At 62.7% G+C, this 16,883-nt stretch carries 18 protein-coding genes; 4 read left to right on the forward strand and 14 right to left on the reverse strand.

Annotated features, from left to right (window positions below; translation table 11 throughout):
• From nuoK to BH682_RS12885, 14 genes are all read right to left on the reverse strand, one after another.
• Positions 1–300 (reverse strand): NADH-quinone oxidoreductase subunit NuoK, encoded by a 300-nt coding sequence (gene nuoK / locus BH682_RS12820; protein WP_003942238.1) that lies wholly within the window; start codon positions 298–300, stop codon positions 1–3.
• Positions 297–1,094 carry an NADH-quinone oxidoreductase subunit J gene (locus tag BH682_RS12825; protein WP_058226275.1) on the reverse strand — a complete coding sequence of 266 codons (798 nt, stop codon included), beginning with the start codon at positions 1,092–1,094 and terminating at the stop codon, positions 297–299. The genes nuoK and BH682_RS12825 overlap by 4 nt, the downstream gene beginning before the upstream one ends.
• Positions 1,091–1,648 (reverse strand): NADH-quinone oxidoreductase subunit NuoI, encoded by a 558-nt coding sequence (gene nuoI, locus BH682_RS12830; RefSeq protein WP_075833033.1) that lies wholly within the window; start codon positions 1,646–1,648, stop codon positions 1,091–1,093. Before nuoI ends, BH682_RS12825 begins: the two co-directional genes overlap by 4 nt.
• Positions 1,641–2,981, reverse strand: coding sequence for an NADH-quinone oxidoreductase subunit NuoH (nuoH, locus tag BH682_RS12835; RefSeq protein ID WP_075833035.1), 1,341 nt, complete (start codon positions 2,979–2,981; stop codon positions 1,641–1,643). Before nuoH ends, nuoI begins: the two co-directional genes overlap by 8 nt.
• The gene (locus BH682_RS12840; RefSeq protein ID WP_075833037.1) at positions 2,978–5,395 is read right to left on the reverse strand and encodes an NADH-quinone oxidoreductase subunit G; all 2,418 of its coding nucleotides are present in this window, start codon (positions 5,393–5,395) and stop codon (positions 2,978–2,980) included. Before BH682_RS12840 ends, nuoH begins: the two co-directional genes overlap by 4 nt.
• Positions 5,392–6,711 carry an NADH-quinone oxidoreductase subunit NuoF gene (nuoF, locus tag BH682_RS12845; protein WP_050655787.1) on the reverse strand — a complete coding sequence of 440 codons (1,320 nt, stop codon included), beginning with the start codon at positions 6,709–6,711 and terminating at the stop codon, positions 5,392–5,394. The genes BH682_RS12840 and nuoF overlap by 4 nt, the downstream gene beginning before the upstream one ends.
• 1 nt (position 6,712) lies before the next feature.
• A complete protein-coding gene (gene nuoE / locus BH682_RS12850; protein WP_075833039.1) occupies positions 6,713–7,537 on the reverse strand; it encodes an NADH-quinone oxidoreductase subunit NuoE in 825 nt (274 codons plus the stop codon).
• Positions 7,534–8,865: an NADH dehydrogenase (quinone) subunit D gene (nuoD, locus tag BH682_RS12855; RefSeq protein ID WP_007735150.1), complete on the reverse strand. Its 1,332-nt coding sequence runs from the start codon at positions 8,863–8,865 to the stop codon at positions 7,534–7,536. The genes nuoE and nuoD overlap by 4 nt, the downstream gene beginning before the upstream one ends.
• A complete protein-coding gene (locus BH682_RS12860) occupies positions 8,865–9,527 on the reverse strand; it encodes an NADH-quinone oxidoreductase subunit C (protein WP_003942167.1) in 663 nt (220 codons plus the stop codon). Before BH682_RS12860 ends, nuoD begins: the two co-directional genes overlap by 1 nt.
• Positions 9,524–10,078 (reverse strand): NuoB/complex I 20 kDa subunit family protein, encoded by a 555-nt coding sequence (locus BH682_RS12865; protein WP_003942234.1) that lies wholly within the window; start codon positions 10,076–10,078, stop codon positions 9,524–9,526. The genes BH682_RS12860 and BH682_RS12865 overlap by 4 nt, the downstream gene beginning before the upstream one ends.
• A gap of 80 nt (positions 10,079–10,158) precedes the next feature.
• Positions 10,159–10,518, reverse strand: coding sequence for an NADH-quinone oxidoreductase subunit A (locus BH682_RS12870; protein WP_003942165.1), 360 nt, complete (start codon positions 10,516–10,518; stop codon positions 10,159–10,161).
• Between the two features lie 211 nt (positions 10,519–10,729).
• Positions 10,730–11,122: an Rv3143 family two-component system response regulator gene (locus tag BH682_RS12875; RefSeq protein ID WP_075835268.1), complete on the reverse strand. Its 393-nt coding sequence runs from the start codon at positions 11,120–11,122 to the stop codon at positions 10,730–10,732.
• 180 nt (positions 11,123–11,302) lie between these two features.
• Positions 11,303–11,737, reverse strand: coding sequence for an SRPBCC family protein (locus tag BH682_RS12880; RefSeq protein WP_003942203.1), 435 nt, complete (start codon positions 11,735–11,737; stop codon positions 11,303–11,305).
• Between the two features lie 87 nt (positions 11,738–11,824).
• Entirely contained in the window at positions 11,825–12,304 is a 480-nt protein-coding gene (locus BH682_RS12885) for a toxin-antitoxin system HicB family antitoxin (protein ID WP_003942206.1), read from the reverse strand.
• Between the two features lie 154 nt (positions 12,305–12,458).
• Here BH682_RS12885 and thyX point away from each other — a divergent pair, with 154 nt between their 5' ends.
• The 4 genes from thyX to BH682_RS12905 are packed head-to-tail and all read left to right on the forward strand — an operon-like array spanning position 12,459 to position 16,853.
• Entirely contained in the window at positions 12,459–13,211 is a 753-nt protein-coding gene (thyX, locus tag BH682_RS12890; RefSeq protein WP_003942250.1) for an FAD-dependent thymidylate synthase, read from the forward strand.
• Between the two features lie 43 nt (positions 13,212–13,254).
• Complete coding sequence (gene dapA, locus BH682_RS12895) at positions 13,255–14,160, forward strand: 4-hydroxy-tetrahydrodipicolinate synthase (RefSeq protein ID WP_003942142.1); 906 nt, start codon at positions 13,255–13,257, stop codon at positions 14,158–14,160.
• A complete protein-coding gene (locus BH682_RS12900; protein ID WP_003942231.1) occupies positions 14,161–16,170 on the forward strand; it encodes a ribonuclease J in 2,010 nt (669 codons plus the stop codon). It begins immediately after the preceding gene.
• A gap of 59 nt (positions 16,171–16,229) precedes the next feature.
• A complete protein-coding gene (locus BH682_RS12905; RefSeq protein WP_003942175.1) occupies positions 16,230–16,853 on the forward strand; it encodes a TIGR03085 family metal-binding protein in 624 nt (207 codons plus the stop codon).
• Positions 16,854–16,883 lie beyond the last annotated feature (30 nt).

The following is a 16,883-nucleotide window of genomic DNA, read 5'->3' on the forward strand; positions in this document are numbered from 1 at the left end:
TCAGTACTTCAGCAGGTCTGCGTCGTCGACGGATACAGAACGCCGAGATCGGAAGATGATCATGATGATTGCCAAGCCGACGACTACTTCGGCCGCAGCTACCACCATCGTGAAGAAGGCGAAGATCTGGCCGTCCAGATTGCCGTGCATGCGCGCGAAGGTCACGAATGCCAGGTTCGCGGCGTTGAGCATCAATTCGATACACATGAACACCACGATGGCGTTGCGTCGCAGGAGGACTCCCGCAGCCCCGATGGTGAACAACAGGACCGACAGATACAGATAGTTCTCTGGATTCATCGCTGCGTTTCCTCGCCGGTATCGGGATCCGGGGATCGCGGAGTGAGGGCGCTGCTGACGGAGAGGGTCGAGAACGTTCCGTCGGGCAACAACGCCGGCATGTCTACTGCGTTGTGACGTGCGTACACGCCGGGACTGGGGAGGGGAGTGGCCGAGCCCTTGTCGGGATTGCTCTCATCGCTGCCCAGGTACGCGAATCGTTGCTGCGAGAGTTCGCGTTGGCTGAGCGTGGATCCGATCTTCTCCCGATGCGCGAGCATCATTGCGCCAAGTGTCGCCGTGATCAGCAGTGCGCCGGTCAGTTCGAAGGCCCAGACGTAGCGGATGAAGATGAGATCGGCGAGAGCGTCGATGTTGCCCTGGTCGAGTCCGGTGAATCCGGTGAACCCCGAGATCGACGCATTTCCGAGGCCGCCGATAAGGAGTAGCCCGAATCCGACGCCGATCACGATCGCGCTGACGCGTTGTCCCCGTAGCGTTTCGACCAAGGAGTCCGAAGAATCCACGCCGACCAGCATCAGGACGAACAGGAACAACATCATCACTGCGCCGGTATAGACGACGACCTGGACGACACCCAGGAACAGTGCGCCCTGCACGATGTAGAAGACGGCCAGGATGATCATCGTCATTGCAAGGAAGAGCGCAGAGTAGACGGCCTTGGGGGCGGCGACCACGCCCAAAGCGCTGATCACCGCAAGGGTTCCGAGGATCCAGAACTGCACCGCCTCGCCGGTGGAGGTCGATGTCATCGTTCCCTCCGCCAGGATCGTGGTCGTGACCGACGCGATCATTTCTCGGTCTCCGGGTTCGGCTCTTGCTCGGGTGCTGGCTGTTCGGGAGCTGCTGTGATGTCTCCGCGGTAGTAGACGTCCTGAGTTGTGCCGGGACGCAGCGCGTGTGGTGGCGCTGCCATGTCGGGTTTCAGGGGCGCGAGAAGGCGGTCCTTCTCGTAGATCAACCCGGCTCGGTTGTCGTCGGTCATCTCGTACTCGTTGGTCATGGTGAGAGCCCGAGTGGGGCAAGCCTCGACGCAGAGGCCACAGCCGATGCACCGCAGGTAGTTGATCTGATACACCCGCCCGTAACGCTCGCCGGGGGAGAACCGTTCTTCTTCGGTGTTGTCAGCACCCTCGACATAGATCGCGTCGGCGGGGCAGGCCCAGGCACACAGTTCGCAACCGATGCACTTCTCGAGTCCGTCCGCATACCGGTTGAGTTGATGGCGACCGTGGTATCCGGGCGCGGTGGGGCGCTTCTCCTCCGGATAGAACTCGGTCTCGGGCTTCTTGAACATTGTCGAGAGCGTCACTCCGAAACCCGCGATAGGTCCGAGGAAATCAGGCATGGGAGTCCTCCGATGTGTCGGAAACATCTGTCCGCCGCGGCGGTGGCACCTTCTGACCCGGTAGTTTTCGGGTCGGCAGCGTTTGACCAGGTAGGGGTGGAACCGGGAAGCCGCCCGACATCGCATCGAAAGGCCGGGTCCCCGAATCGGGCACCAACGCGGCGGTTCGGCGTCGGCTGCGGTAAGTCCCGGCCAACACGATCAGGAGCGCAGCTCCGAGAACCAGTGCGACGCAGAGAAGTACGACCCAGGTGTTGTAGCCCTCGTTGCGGAACGCACGAACGGTCGCGATCACCATCACCCATACCAAAGCTGCGGGGATCAGAACCTTCCAGCCGAGATTCATGAACTGGTCGTAGCGTAATCGAGGAAGCGTGCTGCGCAACCAGATGAAGACGAAGAGGAAGCCCCACACCTTGGCGACAAACCACAGCACCGGCCACCAACCGGAATTGGCGCCGTCCCACAGGTTGAACGGGAACGGTGCGTGCCACCCGCCCAGGAACAGTGTCGTGGCCAGAGCGGACACCGTCACCATGTTCACGTACTCGGCCAGCATGAACATCGCGAACTTGAGTGAGGAGTACTCGGTGTGGAACCCACCCACCAGTTCACCCTCGGCCTCGGGAAGGTCGAAGGGAGCCCTGTTGGTTTCGCCGACCATGGCTGTCACGTAGATCAGGAAGGACGGCAGGAGGAGAAAGACGTACCAGGCACCTTGTTGGGCGCTGACGATGCCGGACGTGGACATCGTGCCGGCGTAGAGGAAGACTGCGGCGAAGGACAGCCCCATTGCTACTTCGTAGGAGATGACCTGCGCGGTCGATCGAAGTGCGCCCAGTAGTGGATACGTCGATCCGGACGACCAGCCGGCAAGCACGATCCCGTACACACCGATTGAAGTTACGGCGAGGATGTAGAGAACTCCGACCGGCAGATCGGTCAGTTGCAGGGGTGAAAGGGTTCCGAAGATCGACACCTGCGGACCGAACGGGATGACGGCAAAGGCCATGAACGCGGGCACGACTGCGATGACGGGCGCGAGGAGATAAATCGGTTTGTCGGCGCCGGTCGGTGTGATGCCCTCCTTGAGGGCGAGCTTGATTCCGTCAGCGAGACTCTGGAGCATTCCACGGGGGCCGACGCGGTTCGGTCCGACACGCATCTGCATGCGTGCCATGACCTTTCGTTCCGCGTAAATTGCCATCAGCGGTGTGAGTACGAGGAACACGAAAATGGCGAGAGCCTTGCCGATCACCAACCACCACGGGTCGTGCCCGAACGCCGACAGGTCGACCGGAGCTGCCACGGTCCCGTATTCGTGGGTGGTCATTGCGCTCCAGCCTTCGCAATCTTCACCACGGAACCCGCGGTAACGCAGAGCGTTTCGTAGATCGTGCTACCCGGTGAATTGAGTGGGAGCCAGACTGTTCGAGGCGGGAGTTCGGTGATCTCCAACGGTAATGTGATGGAACCGGATTCAGTCGACACCTCAACGTGATCGCCGTTGTCGGCGCCGATCTCGGCAGCGGTCTCGGCAGACAAACGTACGAGTGGGAGCCGTGCCGTACCCGCCAGGTTGGGCTCGCCGTCTTGCAGTCGGCCGTTGTCGAGCAGCATTCGCCAACTCGACAACACTGCCTCGCCCAGTCCCGGTGTGGGCATGGTGCCTGACGGGACCTGAGGCGAGGTGGGGCGCGATCCGGACCAAGCGCCGAGGCGGTGTATCTCCGAGCGTGCGGAATCTGCGTCGGGTAGGCCCAGATCGATGCCCATCTCGGCTGCGATCGCGTGAAGGACGCGCTGATCCGGCATCACTCCTGTCGTTCTCAATGCGGTGTCGAACACGCGCTCGCGGCCTTCCCAATCGAGGAAGGTTCCGGGCTTCTCGGCGACCGGCGCCACGGGGAAGACGACGTCGGCGAGTTCGGTGACTCCGCTGTGACGGATCTCCAAACTCACCACGAACCCTGCTGCTTCGATCGCGGCCCTTGCCTTCGCCGGGTTCGGGAGATCACTCAATTCGACGCCGCCGACAAGAAGGGCAGCAGTCGTCTGCCCCGGATCCAGCAGACTCGCGGCGTCGCGCCCGTCGGATGCCGGGATGGAGACCCCCCACACTGATTCCACCTCCTGACGTGCTGCCGGGTCCGCAACGGGGCGTCCGCCGGGAAGCAATCCCGGTAGTGCGCCGGCCTCGACGGCGCCGCGATCACCAGCGCGGCGTGGGACCCAAGCCAAACAAGCTCCTGTCGCTTCGGCGAGACGTACCGCCGCGGCGAAGCCGCCCGCCACCTCACTGAGTCGTTCGCCCAACAGGATCACTGCACCGGGCTGCCGGAGGAGCTGGCCCTCCTCACTGCTGGGGTGTGACAACGAATCCATCAGAGCTGCTTCACTTCCGGGTACGGTCCGAAGCAAAGAGCCGCCCATCTTCTGCAGGCCGCGCGTAGCGAATGGCGCGCTGGAGAGCACCGTCGTCTTGCCGAAACGTGCGGCCTTGCGCAGCCGCAGGAAGATGATCGGTGACTCCTCCTCGGGCTCGAGAGCTACCAGCAATGCGGCCGGGGCCGACTCGAGGTCCTGGTACGTCACCGACTCTTCGAGTGTGCGGCCGGCGACGTGTGCTGAGAGGAAACCTGCCTCTTCGGCAGAATGAGCACGGATTCGGAAGTCGATGTTGTTGGTAGCGAGAGCAACTCGCGCGAACTTGCCGTAGGCGTAGGCGTCCTCCAAGGTAGAGCGTCCGCCGACGAGTACGCCTGCGTCACCGCGGGCCTGCGCGAAGGATCGCGCAACGAGGTCGAGTGCCATGGGCCACGACGCCGGAATCAATTCGCCGTCAGCGTTGCGGATCAGGGGAGTGGTGATCCGATCACCTTGGGTCGTGTACGTGAATGCGAAACGTCCCTTGTCGCAATTCCACTCCTCGTTGACGTCGGGGTCGTCCCCGGCGAGACGACGAAGAACCTTGCCGCGACGGTGGTCCGTGCGCTGGGCACATCCGTCCGCGCAGTGCTCGCACACGCTGGGGCTGGAGACCAGATCGAACGGTCGCGCCCGGAATCGGTATGCCGTGCTGGTGAGTGCACCGACCGGGCAAACCTGAATGGTGTTGCCCGAGAAATAGGACTCGAAAGGCTCGTTGGCGTAGATCCCGACCTGTTGAAGTGCACCGCGCTCGAGGAGATCGATGAACGGGTCGCCGGCAATCTGGCCCGAAAACCGTGTGCACCTGGCACAAAGGACACAACGCTCGCGGTCGAGGAGGATCTCGGACGAGAGTGGGATGGGTTTGGGGTAGGTCCGTTTCTCCTCACCGAACCGGGATTCGGTGCGACCGGTCGACATCGCCTGGTTTTGAAGCGGACACTCGCCGCCCTTGTCACACACGGGGCAGTCCAGAGGGTGGTTGATGAGCAGGAGTTCCATCACCCCGCGCTGCGCCTTCTCCGCCACCGGTGACGTGAGCTGTGTGGTGACGACCATTCCGTCCGCAACCGGTGTCGTGCAGGACGCCACCGGCTTGCGTTGACCTTCGACCTCCACGATGCACTGTCGGCACGCCCCGACCGGGTCCAGAAGAGGATGATCGCAGAACCGCGGAATCTGTGTGCCGATCATCTCTGCAGCGCGAATGATCAACGTGCCCTTGGGTACCTGGAGTTCCCGGCCGTCGATGGTGAGGGCGACCAGATCAGTGGGCGGTGCCGCATCGGTTCCAGTGGTGGCGTCGGCTGCGGTCATGAGACGAACGCTCCTGTCGCGAGAACGGATCGGCGAGGATCGAACGGGCATCCGTTGCTGTCGAAATGCGCTACGTATTCCTCGCGGAAGTACTTCAGGGAGGACATGATCGGGCTGGTCGCTCCGTCGCCCAACGCGCAGAAGGATTTTCCGAGGATGGTGTCCGAGATGTCGAGAAGTTTGGTGAGATCAGCTTCAGTACCTGTTCCGCCTTCGAGCCGACGCAGGATCTGCACCAGCCAGTACGTGCCTTCGCGGCACGGCGTGCATTTACCGCAAGATTCGTGGGCATAGAACTCGGTCCACCGCAGCACCGCACGCACGATGCAGGTTGTGTCGTCGAATATCTGCAGTGCTTTGGTGCCGAGCATCGATCCCGCCGCGCCGACGCCCTCGTAGTCGAGTGGGACATCGAGATGTTCGTCGGTGAAGATCGGAGTCGAGGATCCGCCGGGAGTCCAGAACTTGAGGGTGTGCCCGGTGCGAACGCCGCCCGCGTAGTCGAGAAGTTCTCGCAACGTGATGCCGAGCGGCGCCTCGTACTGGCCGGGAGTGGTGACATGACCAGAGAGCGAGTACAACGTGAACCCCGGCGACTTCTCGCTTCCCATCGACCGGAACCACTCCGGGCCGCCCAGGACGATCGACGGCACACTCGCGATGGACTCGACGTTGTTGACGACGGTCGGGCAGGCGTAGAGGCCGGCGACGGCGGGGAATGGCGGCCGCAGTCGAGGCTGACCGCGTCGTCCCTCCAACGAATCGAGGAGGGCTGTCTCCTCACCACAGATGTACGCGCCTGCTCCGGCGTGCACGACGAGATCCAAGTCGAATCCCGAACCGAGGATGTTGCGGCCCAGGTATCCGGCCGCGTAGGCCTCGGCCACGGCGGTCTGCAGACGTCGCAGGACCGGGACCACCTCGCCCCGGACGTAGATGAACGCCTTGGCCGCTCGAATTGCATACGCCGCGATGATGACTCCCTCGACCAACGTGTGTGGGGTCGCCATCATCAACGGCATGTCCTTGCATGTGCCCGGTTCGGACTCGTCGGCATTGACGACGAGATAGTGAGGCTTGCCGTCTCCTGGCTTGTCTTCGGTGCTCTGTGGGATGAAACTCCACTTGAGGCCCGTCGGGAAACCGGCGCCACCGCGCCCACGAAGGCCAGCGTCCTTGACCGTTTCGATCACGGCGTCGGGGGACATGGCTAGCGCTTTGCGTAGGGCTTGGTAGCCGTCGTGACGAAGGTAGCTGTCGAGGGTCCACGAGTTCGGTTGATCCCAGTAGCGACTCAGGACGGGGGCGAGTGTCATGTCACTTCCCTTCGCCGGGAGCGTCGGCTGCTGAGGCCGAACCGGGTGGGTTGTCGTCGTGAGATCGGCTGATACGCAGTCCGGCAAGAGTTGCCCCGCCGATTGTTTGTGCTTCGGCTGCTTCGATTCGCGTATCGGGGAACCCGGCCAAGGTGCGTGCGGTCTGTCGGAACGAACACAGTGTGGCACCGCGACTGGGTGTCACGCGCTCTCCGGCGCGGAGCGCATCGACGAGTGAGCGCGCCGATTCCGGAGTCTGGTTGTCGAAGAACTCCCAGTTGATCATCATGACGGGGGCGTAGTCGCACGCCGCATTGCACTCGATGTGTTCGAGGGTGATCTTGCCGTCGGACGTCGAGATGGAGTGTCCGCCTTCGTCTCTGGAGCCGGCTGACCCGAGATGCTCTTCGAGTGCTGCGAGGATGTCGTCTCCGCCCATGATCGCGCAGAGCGTGTTGGTGCAGACTCCGACCAGATACTCACCCGTCGGACCACGGCGATACATCGAGTAGAAGGTGGAAACGGCGGCAACCTCGGCGCCGGTCAAACCCAGCTTGGCACTGCAGAAATCGATCCCGGCCGGGGTGATGTACCCGTCCTCGGACTGCACGAGATGAAGGAGCGGCAGGAGGGCTGATCGACTGGTGGTCGCCGCGGCGTCAGGCTCACGGTAACGAGCGATGACGGTTTCGGCATCGGCGTCGAGTCGAGCGAGTACGTCAGGCGGATAACTCGATCGTGCGCCAGGGCGTACCAGTTGCGTGGGCTCGTTCGGGCGCGGCCCGAGTTCGATGAACACCCGTGACGAGCCGTTCGGGCCGGTCATCGGTCCACTCCGCCCATGACGGGATCGATACTGGCAACCGAGGCGATCACGTCGGACACCATGCCTCCCTCGCACATCGCCGCTACCGCTTGAAGGTTGGTGAATGACGGATCCCGGAAATGGACGCGGTACGGCCGGGTTCCCCCGTCGCTGACCATGTGCACACCCAACTCGCCACGCGGGGACTCGACGGCGACGTACACCTGGCCGGGCGGCACGCGGATTCCTTCGGTGACCAGTTTGAAATGGTGAATCAGACCCTCCATGGACGACTCCATGATCTTGGCGATGTGCTTCTGCGAATTGCCGAGGCCATCCGGTCCGACAGCGAGATCGGCAGGCCAGGCGATCTTCTTGTCGTCCACCATGACCGGCCCCGGTTGCAGTTTGTCGAGGCACTGCTCGACGATCTTGAGGGACTCCTTCATCTCCTCGACACGGATGACGTACCTTCCGTAGCAATCGGATCCGTCGTGCGTCACGACGTCGAATTCGTAGTTCTCGTAGCCGCAGTAGGGCTGCGCTCGACGCTGATCGTGGGGGAGACCCGTGGCGCGTAGGACCGGCCCCGTCACGCCGAGCGCCATGCAGCCGGTGAGATCGAGATATCCGATTCCCTGGGTGCGGGCTTTCCAGATGGAGTTGTCACTGAGCATCAGTTCGACGTCACGCAACCGTTTCGGTAGGACCTTCAACAGTTCTCGTACCTTCGCGACCGACCCGTCGGGTAGATCCTGAGCGAGACCACCAGGCCTGATGTAGGCGTGATTCATCCGCAGTCCGGTGATCGTCTCGAACACGTCCAGAATCAATTCGCGTTCGCGGAATCCGAACAGCATCGCCGTCACGGCGCCCAGTTCCATTCCACCGGTTGCCAGGGCGACAAGGTGCGACGAGATTCGATTGAGCTCCATCATCATCACGCGAATGACGGTGGCTCGCTCGGGAATGTCGTCGGTGATGCCGAGAAGTTTTTCGACTCCGAGGCAGTACGCGGTTTCGTTGAAGAACGGTGACAGGTAGTCCATTCGAGTAACGAAAGTGACGCCCTGCGTCCAGTTCCGGTATTCGAGATTCTTTTCGATTCCGGTGTGCAGGTAGCCGATTCCACACCGAGCTTCCACGACTGTCTCACCCTCGATTTCGAGAATGAGGCGCAAGACGCCGTGAGTGGACGGATGCTGCGGGCCCATGTTGACCACGATCCGTTCGGCCTCGCCGGTTCGCTGGCGAGCGGCCGCGGTGACGATGTCGTCCCAGTCCTGACCCGATGCTGTGACGACGGTTTCCGTCGTGGCACCGGAGTTGCTTCCTGTCGTCTCGTTCATCAGTTGTACGACCTACGCTCGTCGGGTGGAGGAGTCTGGGCGCCCTTGTACTCGACCGGGATACCGCCGAGCGGATAGTCCTTGCGCTGTGGGTGGCCCTTCCAGTCGTCGGGCATCTCGATACGGGTCAGGGCCGGGTGACCGTCGAAGACGATCCCGAAGAAGTCGTAGGTCTCACGCTCGTGCCAATCGTTGGTGGGGTATATCCCGACGATGGACGGAATATGTGGATCGGAGTCCGGCACGGACACTTCCAGTCTGATCCGGCGGTTGTGCGTGATCGAAGCAAATGGATATACGGCGTGGAGCTCGCGACCGGTGTCCTGCGGATAGTGGACTCCATCGACACCCAGGCAAAGTTCGAAGCGCAGTTCCGATTCGTCGCGCAGTCTGCGCGCGACCTGCGGGAGGTGAGACCGTTCGACATGCAGCGTCATCTCGTCTCGAAAGATCACTACCCGCTCGATTGCATCGGTGAAAGTGCTGCCCGCGCTGCGCAATGCGGCATCCAAGGAGTCCGCAACTTCGTCGAAGTATCCACCGAACGGTCGAGAGGCCTTGTCCTCTACTGAGATCGGCGGGGCGAGCCGGCTGTAGCCCGAGGTGTCACCACTGCCGCGGACCCCGAACATCCCCCTCGATCCGTTGTTGCCCGCGGTCATCGCAGAAGCCCCTTCATGTCGATGGTGGGGGTGGATGCCAGTGCGGCGCGCTCGGCTGCCGCGCGTGCCTCTTCGCGGTTCACGCCGAGGGGCATCTCCTGGATCTTTCGGTGCAGTTCGATGATCGCGTTCAGGAGCATCTCCGGCCGCGGCGGACAGCCGGGCAAGTAGATGTCGACCGGCACGATGTGGTCGACGCCCTGTACCACTGCGTAGTTGTTGAACATTCCGCCGGACGACGCACACACACCCATGGCCAGAACCCATTTCGGCTCGGCCATCTGGTCGTAGACCTGACGAAGTACCGGCCCCATCTTTTGACTGACCCGCCCGGCCACGATCAGAAGGTCTGCCTGTCGCGGCGACGCGCGGAATGCCTCCATGCCGAACCGCGCCAGGTCGAAGCGACCTGACGTGGTTGCCATCATCTCGATCGCGCAGCACGCGAGCCCGAAGGTGGCAGGCCACAGTGATCCTTTGCGGGCATACCCTGCCAGGCCCTCGACAGTGGTCAGTAGAAATCCGCTGGGGAGCTTTTCTTCGAGACCCATATCCGACTCTTTTCAGTCGTAACAGCTGCGGTGTGACCGGTTTTGTCTGACGTATGTGTGCTGTACCTGTGTCCGCTGGCCTAGTCCCAACCGAGACCGCCTCGTCGCCATTCGTATGCGTATGCCACCGAGACGTTGACTATGAAAAGGCCCATCGCCGCGAGGCCGAACAAGCCGAGCGAATCGAAATGCACCGCCCACGGGTAGAGGAAAACGATCTCGATGTCGAAGATGATGAACAGCATTGCCGTCAGATAGAACTTGACGGGAAACCGCCCGCCACCGGCGGTACGGGGTGCCGGTTCGATTCCGCATTCGTAGGCTTCGAGTTTCGCCCTGTTGTACCGCTTCGGGCCGACCACGGACGCGAGAACAACCGACACCACAGCGAAGGCCATCGCGATGACCCCGAGGACGAGAATGGGGATGTAAGCGTTCATGTCACCCGAACTCCTCTCCGCTGTGCGGATGTCCGCCCAGCCCGAAGGTGCCGTTCGATTTCGATACTGCCAGCAATTCGATACTTATGTGACCTGCGACACCCACACTAGGGGAGGCCTCCGACATTGGGTTCGTTTTCGGGGTGCCGAGTTTCGCTCTCGAAAGTCCGAAGTAGTCGGCGCCGCAACGAATCACCGCTGCAACGGGTGCTCACTGGCTCAGTTGTCGACGCAGAAGCGCGATGACGGTGGAAGCAAGTTCGATCGGATCTATCGGCTGCGGCACTGAGGCTTCCGCTCTCGACCACGACGCCAGCCACGCATCGTCGGGTCGACCGGTCAGTACGAGGATCGGTGGACAGTCGGCGATCTCGTCCTTGAGTTGTTTCGCGACGCCCATGCCGCCCGCCGGACTCGCCTCGCCGTCGAGAATGGCGAGGTCGATTCCGCCGGCATCGAGCTTGGCTACGACGACCGGCGCCGTCGCGACCTCGATGTAGTCGATGGTGGGCATCGACGGATGTGGGCGCTCTCCGAGAGCGAGCCGAACTTGCTCGCGCGTGTGTGCGTCGTCGCTGTAGACGAGGATGCGCACGGGTGCCATGGAGTTGGGCTCTGCGGTCTCGGCGGACACGCGGCCGACGTTACTCCGGGCGGTCCCCGGCTACCGGCGAATCTTCAACATCGGCAGGGACTTCCGCGAAAACACAGCTCGGCTTCACGGCAAACGGCCCTTACCCGGCGATGAACGCCGAAGTAAGGGTCGCCTGAATTGCGTGTGCGCTCAGAAGTTTTCGACGAACTTCGTCAGGCCCTTGCTCGCTGTTTCCAGGGCCGTCTTCTGTGCCTTCTTCACCAGGAAGCCCGGCAGCGGGATCTTGGGATCGATGGTCAGTTCGAAGGTGACTTTGGTTCCACCGTCGGTGGGAGTCAAGACGTACGAGCCGTCCTGCTGGTTCTGCTGACCGCTCTCCACGAGGGTCCAGGTCACCTTCTCGTCGCCCTCGAAGGTGTAGTCGACTACCTGCTCGTCGTTGATTCCCAGAATGGACACGGCCATGCGAACGCGATGGGGGCGACCGTCGTCGTGGGTGCTCTCGATGGTGATCTTCTTGTGTGCAGACGACCACTCCGGCAGCCGATCGACGGCTGCTACGGCCTTCATCACCGTTTCCGGATCAGCCTTGATCTCGAATTCCTTGACGCCCGAAACGGCCATGAACGTGCTCCTTCTCGCCTTGCGGCAACGGTTCGTGATTACTGCAGTTGCGCAATTAGATCATTCGGTGATCGGGTTGGCGTCGAGCTAGTCCATGCCGTTCTTGCGCATCTGGTCCCGCAATGCGCCCTGGACGGCTTGTGAAACCCACGAGTTGAGGGAGACTCCGTTCTGATTGGCGGCCTCCTCGGCGCGGGCTTTGATCTGCTCCATCATCCTCAACGTCACCCGGCTGATATCTCCGCTGACGTCGTCGAACGAGTAGGTTGAGTCCTTCTTCTCGTCGTCTGCCTTCTCGTTTGCACCCTCGCCGCCGGTCGAGTTCGGCGGGCGAACGACGTCGACCAGTAATTCGCTTCCGTCGAGATTCACCTTGACCTCTCGGTCGCCCAGCTTCGCCCCGATCTCCTTGGCCAGTTCCGTCGCCGCGGCCAACAAGACCAGGCGGACCGAGGGTTCGATGGCGGCGGACAACGACGCCGCAATCCGGCGCGTGTGATCGTCGCCGAGTTCGGCTGCAGTGGCGAGGTCGTTCTGCAGCTTTGCGGTGTACTCCGAAATGTCCATGACACCACAGTGGCGTCAAAAGTGACGTCAGTCAAGGATGTGATGACGTCACTCGGTATCGAGGGCGGTCGACCGCTATAGAGTTGCCCAGCACCTGAGGCGAACGGCGCCCGGGTTTCGTGCTGGTCGTTTCGTGCTTGTCGAGGAGTGGGTTGTGCCGAACACGGTGTCACTGAAAGTGCAGTTGGTGGCGAAGTCCGAGTTCTTCCCGCCCGAGGACATTCCGTGGGAGACGGACGCGGATGGTGGCGAAGCGCTGGTCGAGTTCTCCGGTCGAGCCTGCTACCAGAGTTGGTCCAAGCCGAATCCGCGAACCGCAACCAACGCCGGCTATCTGAGGCATCTGCTCGAGGTCGGACACGTTTCGGTGCTCGAGCATGCGACAGTGAGCTTCTACATCACCGGTATCTCGCGCTCGTGCACTCACGAATTGATTCGTCACCGGCACTTCTCGTACTCGCAACTCTCGCAGCGATTCGTCCGTGAGAACGATGCAAACGTCGTCGTGCCTCCTGCTGTCGAAGGTGATCCCGAGCTCGAAGCACTGTTTCTGAATGCCACCGACGAAAGCCGTCGCGCTTACGGGGAACTGCTGACTGCCCTCGAAGGGAAACTGCAATCGGTGCCCGGTGCCCCGATGCGGGGCAAGCAAGCCAGGCAGGCTGCGCGCTCGGTGCTGCCCAACGCCACCGAGACGCGCTTGGTCGTGACCGGGAACTATCGGGCCTGGCGGCACTTCGTCGAGATGCGTGCCACCGAACATGCGGATGTCGAGATCCGGCGAGTCGCGGTCGAGTGCCTGCGTCAGCTTCGTGATGTCGCGCCAAATGTGTTCGGGGACTACGAGATTCTTCGCGGAAGCGACGGATCGGAAATTGCCGTCAGCGCATTTGCGGCCGAGTCGTGACTCGTGTGCAGAAGTAAGAGCTGAACCGGGTAACCTTCTGACCATGACCTACGGTGATTCCGCTTCTCTTGTCGAGCGTCCGTTCGGCACCATTTCCGTTGCGATGGTGACCCCGTTCACTGCCGACGGGAAGTTGGACGTCGACGCGGGAGTGCGCCTCGCAGCCCATCTCGTCGACAACGGCTGTGACGGCCTCGTTCTTGCCGGTACCACCGGTGAATCTCCCACCACCACCGAGTCCGAGAAGCTCGACCTGCTCCGCGCAGTGATCGACGCCGTCGGTAACCGCGCGAAGATCGTTGCAGGCGCCGGCAGCAACGACACCGCTCACAGCGTCGAACTCGCACGTGACGCGGCTCGCGCCGGAGCGCACGGTCTGCTCGTCGTCACCCCGTATTACTCACGTCCGCCCCAGGCCGGACTGTTTGCACACTTCACCGCCGTCGCCAACGCGACCGACCTGCCCGTCATGTTGTACGACATTCCGCCCCGCTCCGTCGTTCCCATCGAGACCGAGACGATCCGCCGACTCGCCGAGCACCCGCGAATCAAGGCCGTCAAGGACGCCAAGGGCGACCTCAACGCCGGCGCAGAGTTGATCGGCACCACCGAGCTCCAGTTCTTCTCCGGCGACGACCCGCTGAATCTGCCGTGGCTCGCTGTGGGCGCCACCGGCTTCGTCAGCGTCATCGGCCATCTTGTTCCGGGTCGTCTCCGCGACCTTCACACCGCGTTCGTGTCCGGCGATATCGCCCGCGCGCGCGAGATAAACCTCAGTTTGATCCCTGTGATTCGTTCCGTTGCCCGCCTCGGCGGTGTCAGCGCTTCGAAGGCGGGTCTGCGACTCATCGGAATCGATGTCGGAGAACCACGCCTTCCGCAGGTTGCACCCACTAAAGAGCAGATCGACGGTCTTGCCGCCGATCTGCATGCGGCAGGAGTTTTGTAAATGACCCGTCCCCCCCGACGTCGTAGTGCCAGTCGTCAAGCCGGTCCGCCTTCGCCTCCGGCTCCCGAAACGGCCGCAAAGGCCGCACCGGTAGAGGCACCAGCTGCGCCGGCGGCAGAAGCGGCCCCCGCCGCAGCCGCCCCGCCCAAGAAGGCCGCAGCAACCAAATCTGCAGCAACCAAGTCCGCTGCCACCAAATCTGCTGCACCCAAGAAGTCGACCGAAGACAGGTCGCCGCGCAAATCTTCCGGCGGTAACCGACCGGCAGCATCGAAGTCGGGCAACGGGCGCGGAAACAAGCGCCCCGAGAACCGTCCGGCCGTCGATCCCACGGGTCGCCTCGGAACACCCCCGAAGGCGCCGGCATCGGGTCTGCGCATCGTCGCGCTGGGCGGCATCGGCGAAATCGGTCGCAACATGACGGTGTTCGAGCACCGTGGCAAGTTGCTGATCGTCGACTGCGGTGTGCTGTTCCCCGAGGACCAGCAGCCTGGCGTCGACCTGATCCTCCCGGACTTCCGCTACATCGAAGACCGTATGGACGACGTCGAAGCCGTCATCTTGACTCACGGACACGAGGACCACATCGGTGCTCTGCCGTTCTTGCTGCGTCTGCGCGCGGACATTCCGGTCATCGGCGCGAAGTTCACTCTCGCTCTCGTTGCCGCCAAGTGCCGCGAGCATCGCCTGCGTCCGAACCTGGTCGAGGTCGTCGAGGGAAACACCACCACCCATGGCCCGTTCGACTGCGAGTACTTCGCGGTCAACCACTCGATTCCCGACGCTCTCGCGATCGCGATTCGCACCGACGCCGGCGTCGTACTGCACACCGGTGACATCAAGCTCGATCAGCTGCCTCTCGACGGCCGCCTGACCGACCTCGCCGGATTCTCCCGCCTGGGCGACGAGGGCGTCGACCTGTTCCTCGTCGACTCGACGAACGCCGAGGTTCCGGGATTCGTCACACCCGAGCGCGAAATCGGGGGAGTGCTCGACAATGTCATCGGCAAGGCGAAGCAGCGCGTCATCGTGGCATCGTTCGCCAGCCATGTGCATCGCATCCAGCAGGTCGTCGACGTAGCCGCTCGGTACAACCGCCGCATCGTCTTCGTCGGCCGCTCGATGGTCCGCAACATGCAGATCGCCCAGGATCTGGGCTACCTGACGGTGCCCGACGGCCTCGTCGTAGACATCGACACCGCCGCCACCCTTCCCGACGATCGCCTGGTGCTCATTTCGACGGGTTCGCAGGGTGAGCCGTTGGCAGCGCTCTCGCGGATGGCGCGCGGCGAACACCGTCAGATCAACATCCGCGCCAACGACCTTGTCGTTCTCGCGTCTTCGCTGATCCCGGGCAACGAGAACTCCGTTTTTGCCGTGGTCAACGGTTTGGCCAAGCGCGGTGCCACCGTCGTGACCCAGCAGAGTGCCAAGGTTCACGTCTCGGGCCACGCGTCCGCCGGTGAGTTGCTCTACCTGTACAACGCGGTTCGGCCCACCAATGCCATGCCCGTCCACGGTGAATGGCGGCACCTGCGTGCCAACGCCGCGCTGGCAAAGGCAACCGGCGTGCCGGAAGAGCGCATCGTATTGGCCGAGGACGGCGTCGTGGTCGACATGGTGGACGGCCTCGCCGAGATCGTCGGACGCGTACCGGTCGGACACGTCTACGTCGACGGTCTGTCCGTCGGCGACGTCGGTGAGCCGACGCTGTCCGATCGCCTCGTGCTCGGTGAGGGCGGCTTCATCGCGATCACCATCGTCATCAACGAGTCGACGGGCCGTGCGGTCAGCACCCCCGAGGTGTCCGGTCGCGGCTTCTCCGACGATCCGACAGCGCTCAAGGCTGCCGCGGATCTCGTGGAATCGGACCTGGCCCGGTTGGCGAGCGAAGGCGTCATCGACGCTCATCGCATCGCGCAGTCGGTGCGCCGCGTCGTCGGACGCTGGGTCGCGGACAAGTACCGCCGCCGTCCGATGATCATTCCGACGGTCATCGCGGTTCCGTAGATTCGGCACAGCAGGTCGCTTCCGCTCGAACCCGGTCCGGTTCGAGTACTTTGGCGAAGGTGACCTTCGCTCATGACGAACGACTCGCCCTGGTGGACAGCATGGTCGAATTCGGCCCCGATGCTCCGACACTGTGTGGGGAGTGGACCAATCGTGACCTGGCAGCACATCTGATAGTCCGGGAGCGGCGTCTCGACGCCGCTCCCGGAATCATGTTGAGCCCTCTTGCCGGTCACACCGAGAGCGTGCGTAAGGCCGCAGCGGCGCGTCCGTGGGAGGAGATCCTCGACGACGTTCGGAGTGGGCCGCCTCGGTGGTCGCCGATGTACTGGCTCGACGCGCAGGTGAATACCACGGAAATGTTCGTCCACCACGAAGATGTACGACGCGCACATCTGAACTGGGCGCCGCGTCCGTTGTCGGAGGGTCGGCAGGCTCAGCTGTGGAAGTACGCCCGGCAGATCGGCAAGATGGGTTACCGCAAAGCCGCTGTCGAGGTCATTTTCGAACTTCCGTCCGGCGAGAGTGCGGTCGTCCACAAATCCGGCTCTCGCAGTGTTGTCCTGCAGGGTGAACCCGCCGAGTTGCTGCTGCACGCTTTCGGTCGCAACGAGGTGAAGATCGAAGCCAAAGGTGAACTGGCCGACGTTCAATCCGTGATGGCGCTCGATCGCAGTTTCTGATGGCCCCCTTCTGCCGGAGCCGAGCTCGAC

Origin of the sequence: Rhodococcus sp. YL-1 (assembly GCF_001942025.1) — a bacterium.
Taxonomy (GTDB): Bacteria; Actinomycetota; Actinomycetes; order Mycobacteriales; family Mycobacteriaceae; genus Rhodococcus_F; species Rhodococcus_F qingshengii.

What these genes read in the sequence shown, in the direction of transcription:
- nuoK (WP_003942238.1), bottom strand. Translation starts at nt 300, where the DNA reads ATGAATCCAGAGAACTATCTGTATCTGTCGGTCCTGTTGTTCACCATC.
- BH682_RS12825 (WP_058226275.1), bottom strand. Translation starts at nt 1,094, where the DNA reads ATGATCGCGTCGGTCACGACCACGATCCTGGCGGAGGGAACGATGACA.
- nuoI (WP_075833033.1), bottom strand. Translation starts at nt 1,648, where the DNA reads ATGCCTGATTTCCTCGGACCTATCGCGGGTTTCGGAGTGACGCTCTCG.
- nuoH (WP_075833035.1), bottom strand. Translation starts at nt 2,981, where the DNA reads ATGACCACCCACGAATACGGGACCGTGGCAGCTCCGGTCGACCTGTCG.
- BH682_RS12840 (WP_075833037.1), bottom strand. Translation starts at nt 5,395, where the DNA reads ATGACCGCAGCCGACGCCACCACTGGAACCGATGCGGCACCGCCCACT.
- nuoF (WP_050655787.1), bottom strand. Translation starts at nt 6,711, where the DNA reads ATGACACTCGCCCCCGTCCTGAGTCGCTACTGGGATCAACCGAACTCG.
- nuoE (WP_075833039.1), bottom strand. Translation starts at nt 7,537, where the DNA reads ATGACCGGCCCGAACGGCTCGTCACGGGTGTTCATCGAACTCGGGCCG.
- nuoD (WP_007735150.1), bottom strand. Translation starts at nt 8,865, where the DNA reads ATGAACGAGACGACAGGAAGCAACTCCGGTGCCACGACGGAAACCGTC.
- BH682_RS12860 (WP_003942167.1), bottom strand. Translation starts at nt 9,527, where the DNA reads ATGACCGCGGGCAACAACGGATCGAGGGGGATGTTCGGGGTCCGCGGC.
- BH682_RS12865 (WP_003942234.1), bottom strand. Translation starts at nt 10,078, where the DNA reads ATGGGTCTCGAAGAAAAGCTCCCCAGCGGATTTCTACTGACCACTGTC.
- BH682_RS12870 (WP_003942165.1), bottom strand. Translation starts at nt 10,518, where the DNA reads ATGAACGCTTACATCCCCATTCTCGTCCTCGGGGTCATCGCGATGGCC.
- BH682_RS12875 (WP_075835268.1), bottom strand. Translation starts at nt 11,122, where the DNA reads ATGGCACCCGTGCGCATCCTCGTCTACAGCGACGACGCACACACGCGC.
- BH682_RS12880 (WP_003942203.1), bottom strand. Translation starts at nt 11,737, where the DNA reads ATGGCCGTTTCGGGCGTCAAGGAATTCGAGATCAAGGCTGATCCGGAA.
- BH682_RS12885 (WP_003942206.1), bottom strand. Translation starts at nt 12,304, where the DNA reads ATGGACATTTCGGAGTACACCGCAAAGCTGCAGAACGACCTCGCCACT.
- dapA (WP_003942142.1), top strand. Translation starts at nt 13,255, where the DNA reads ATGACCTACGGTGATTCCGCTTCTCTTGTCGAGCGTCCGTTCGGCACC.
- BH682_RS12900 (WP_003942231.1), top strand. Translation starts at nt 14,161, where the DNA reads ATGACCCGTCCCCCCCGACGTCGTAGTGCCAGTCGTCAAGCCGGTCCG.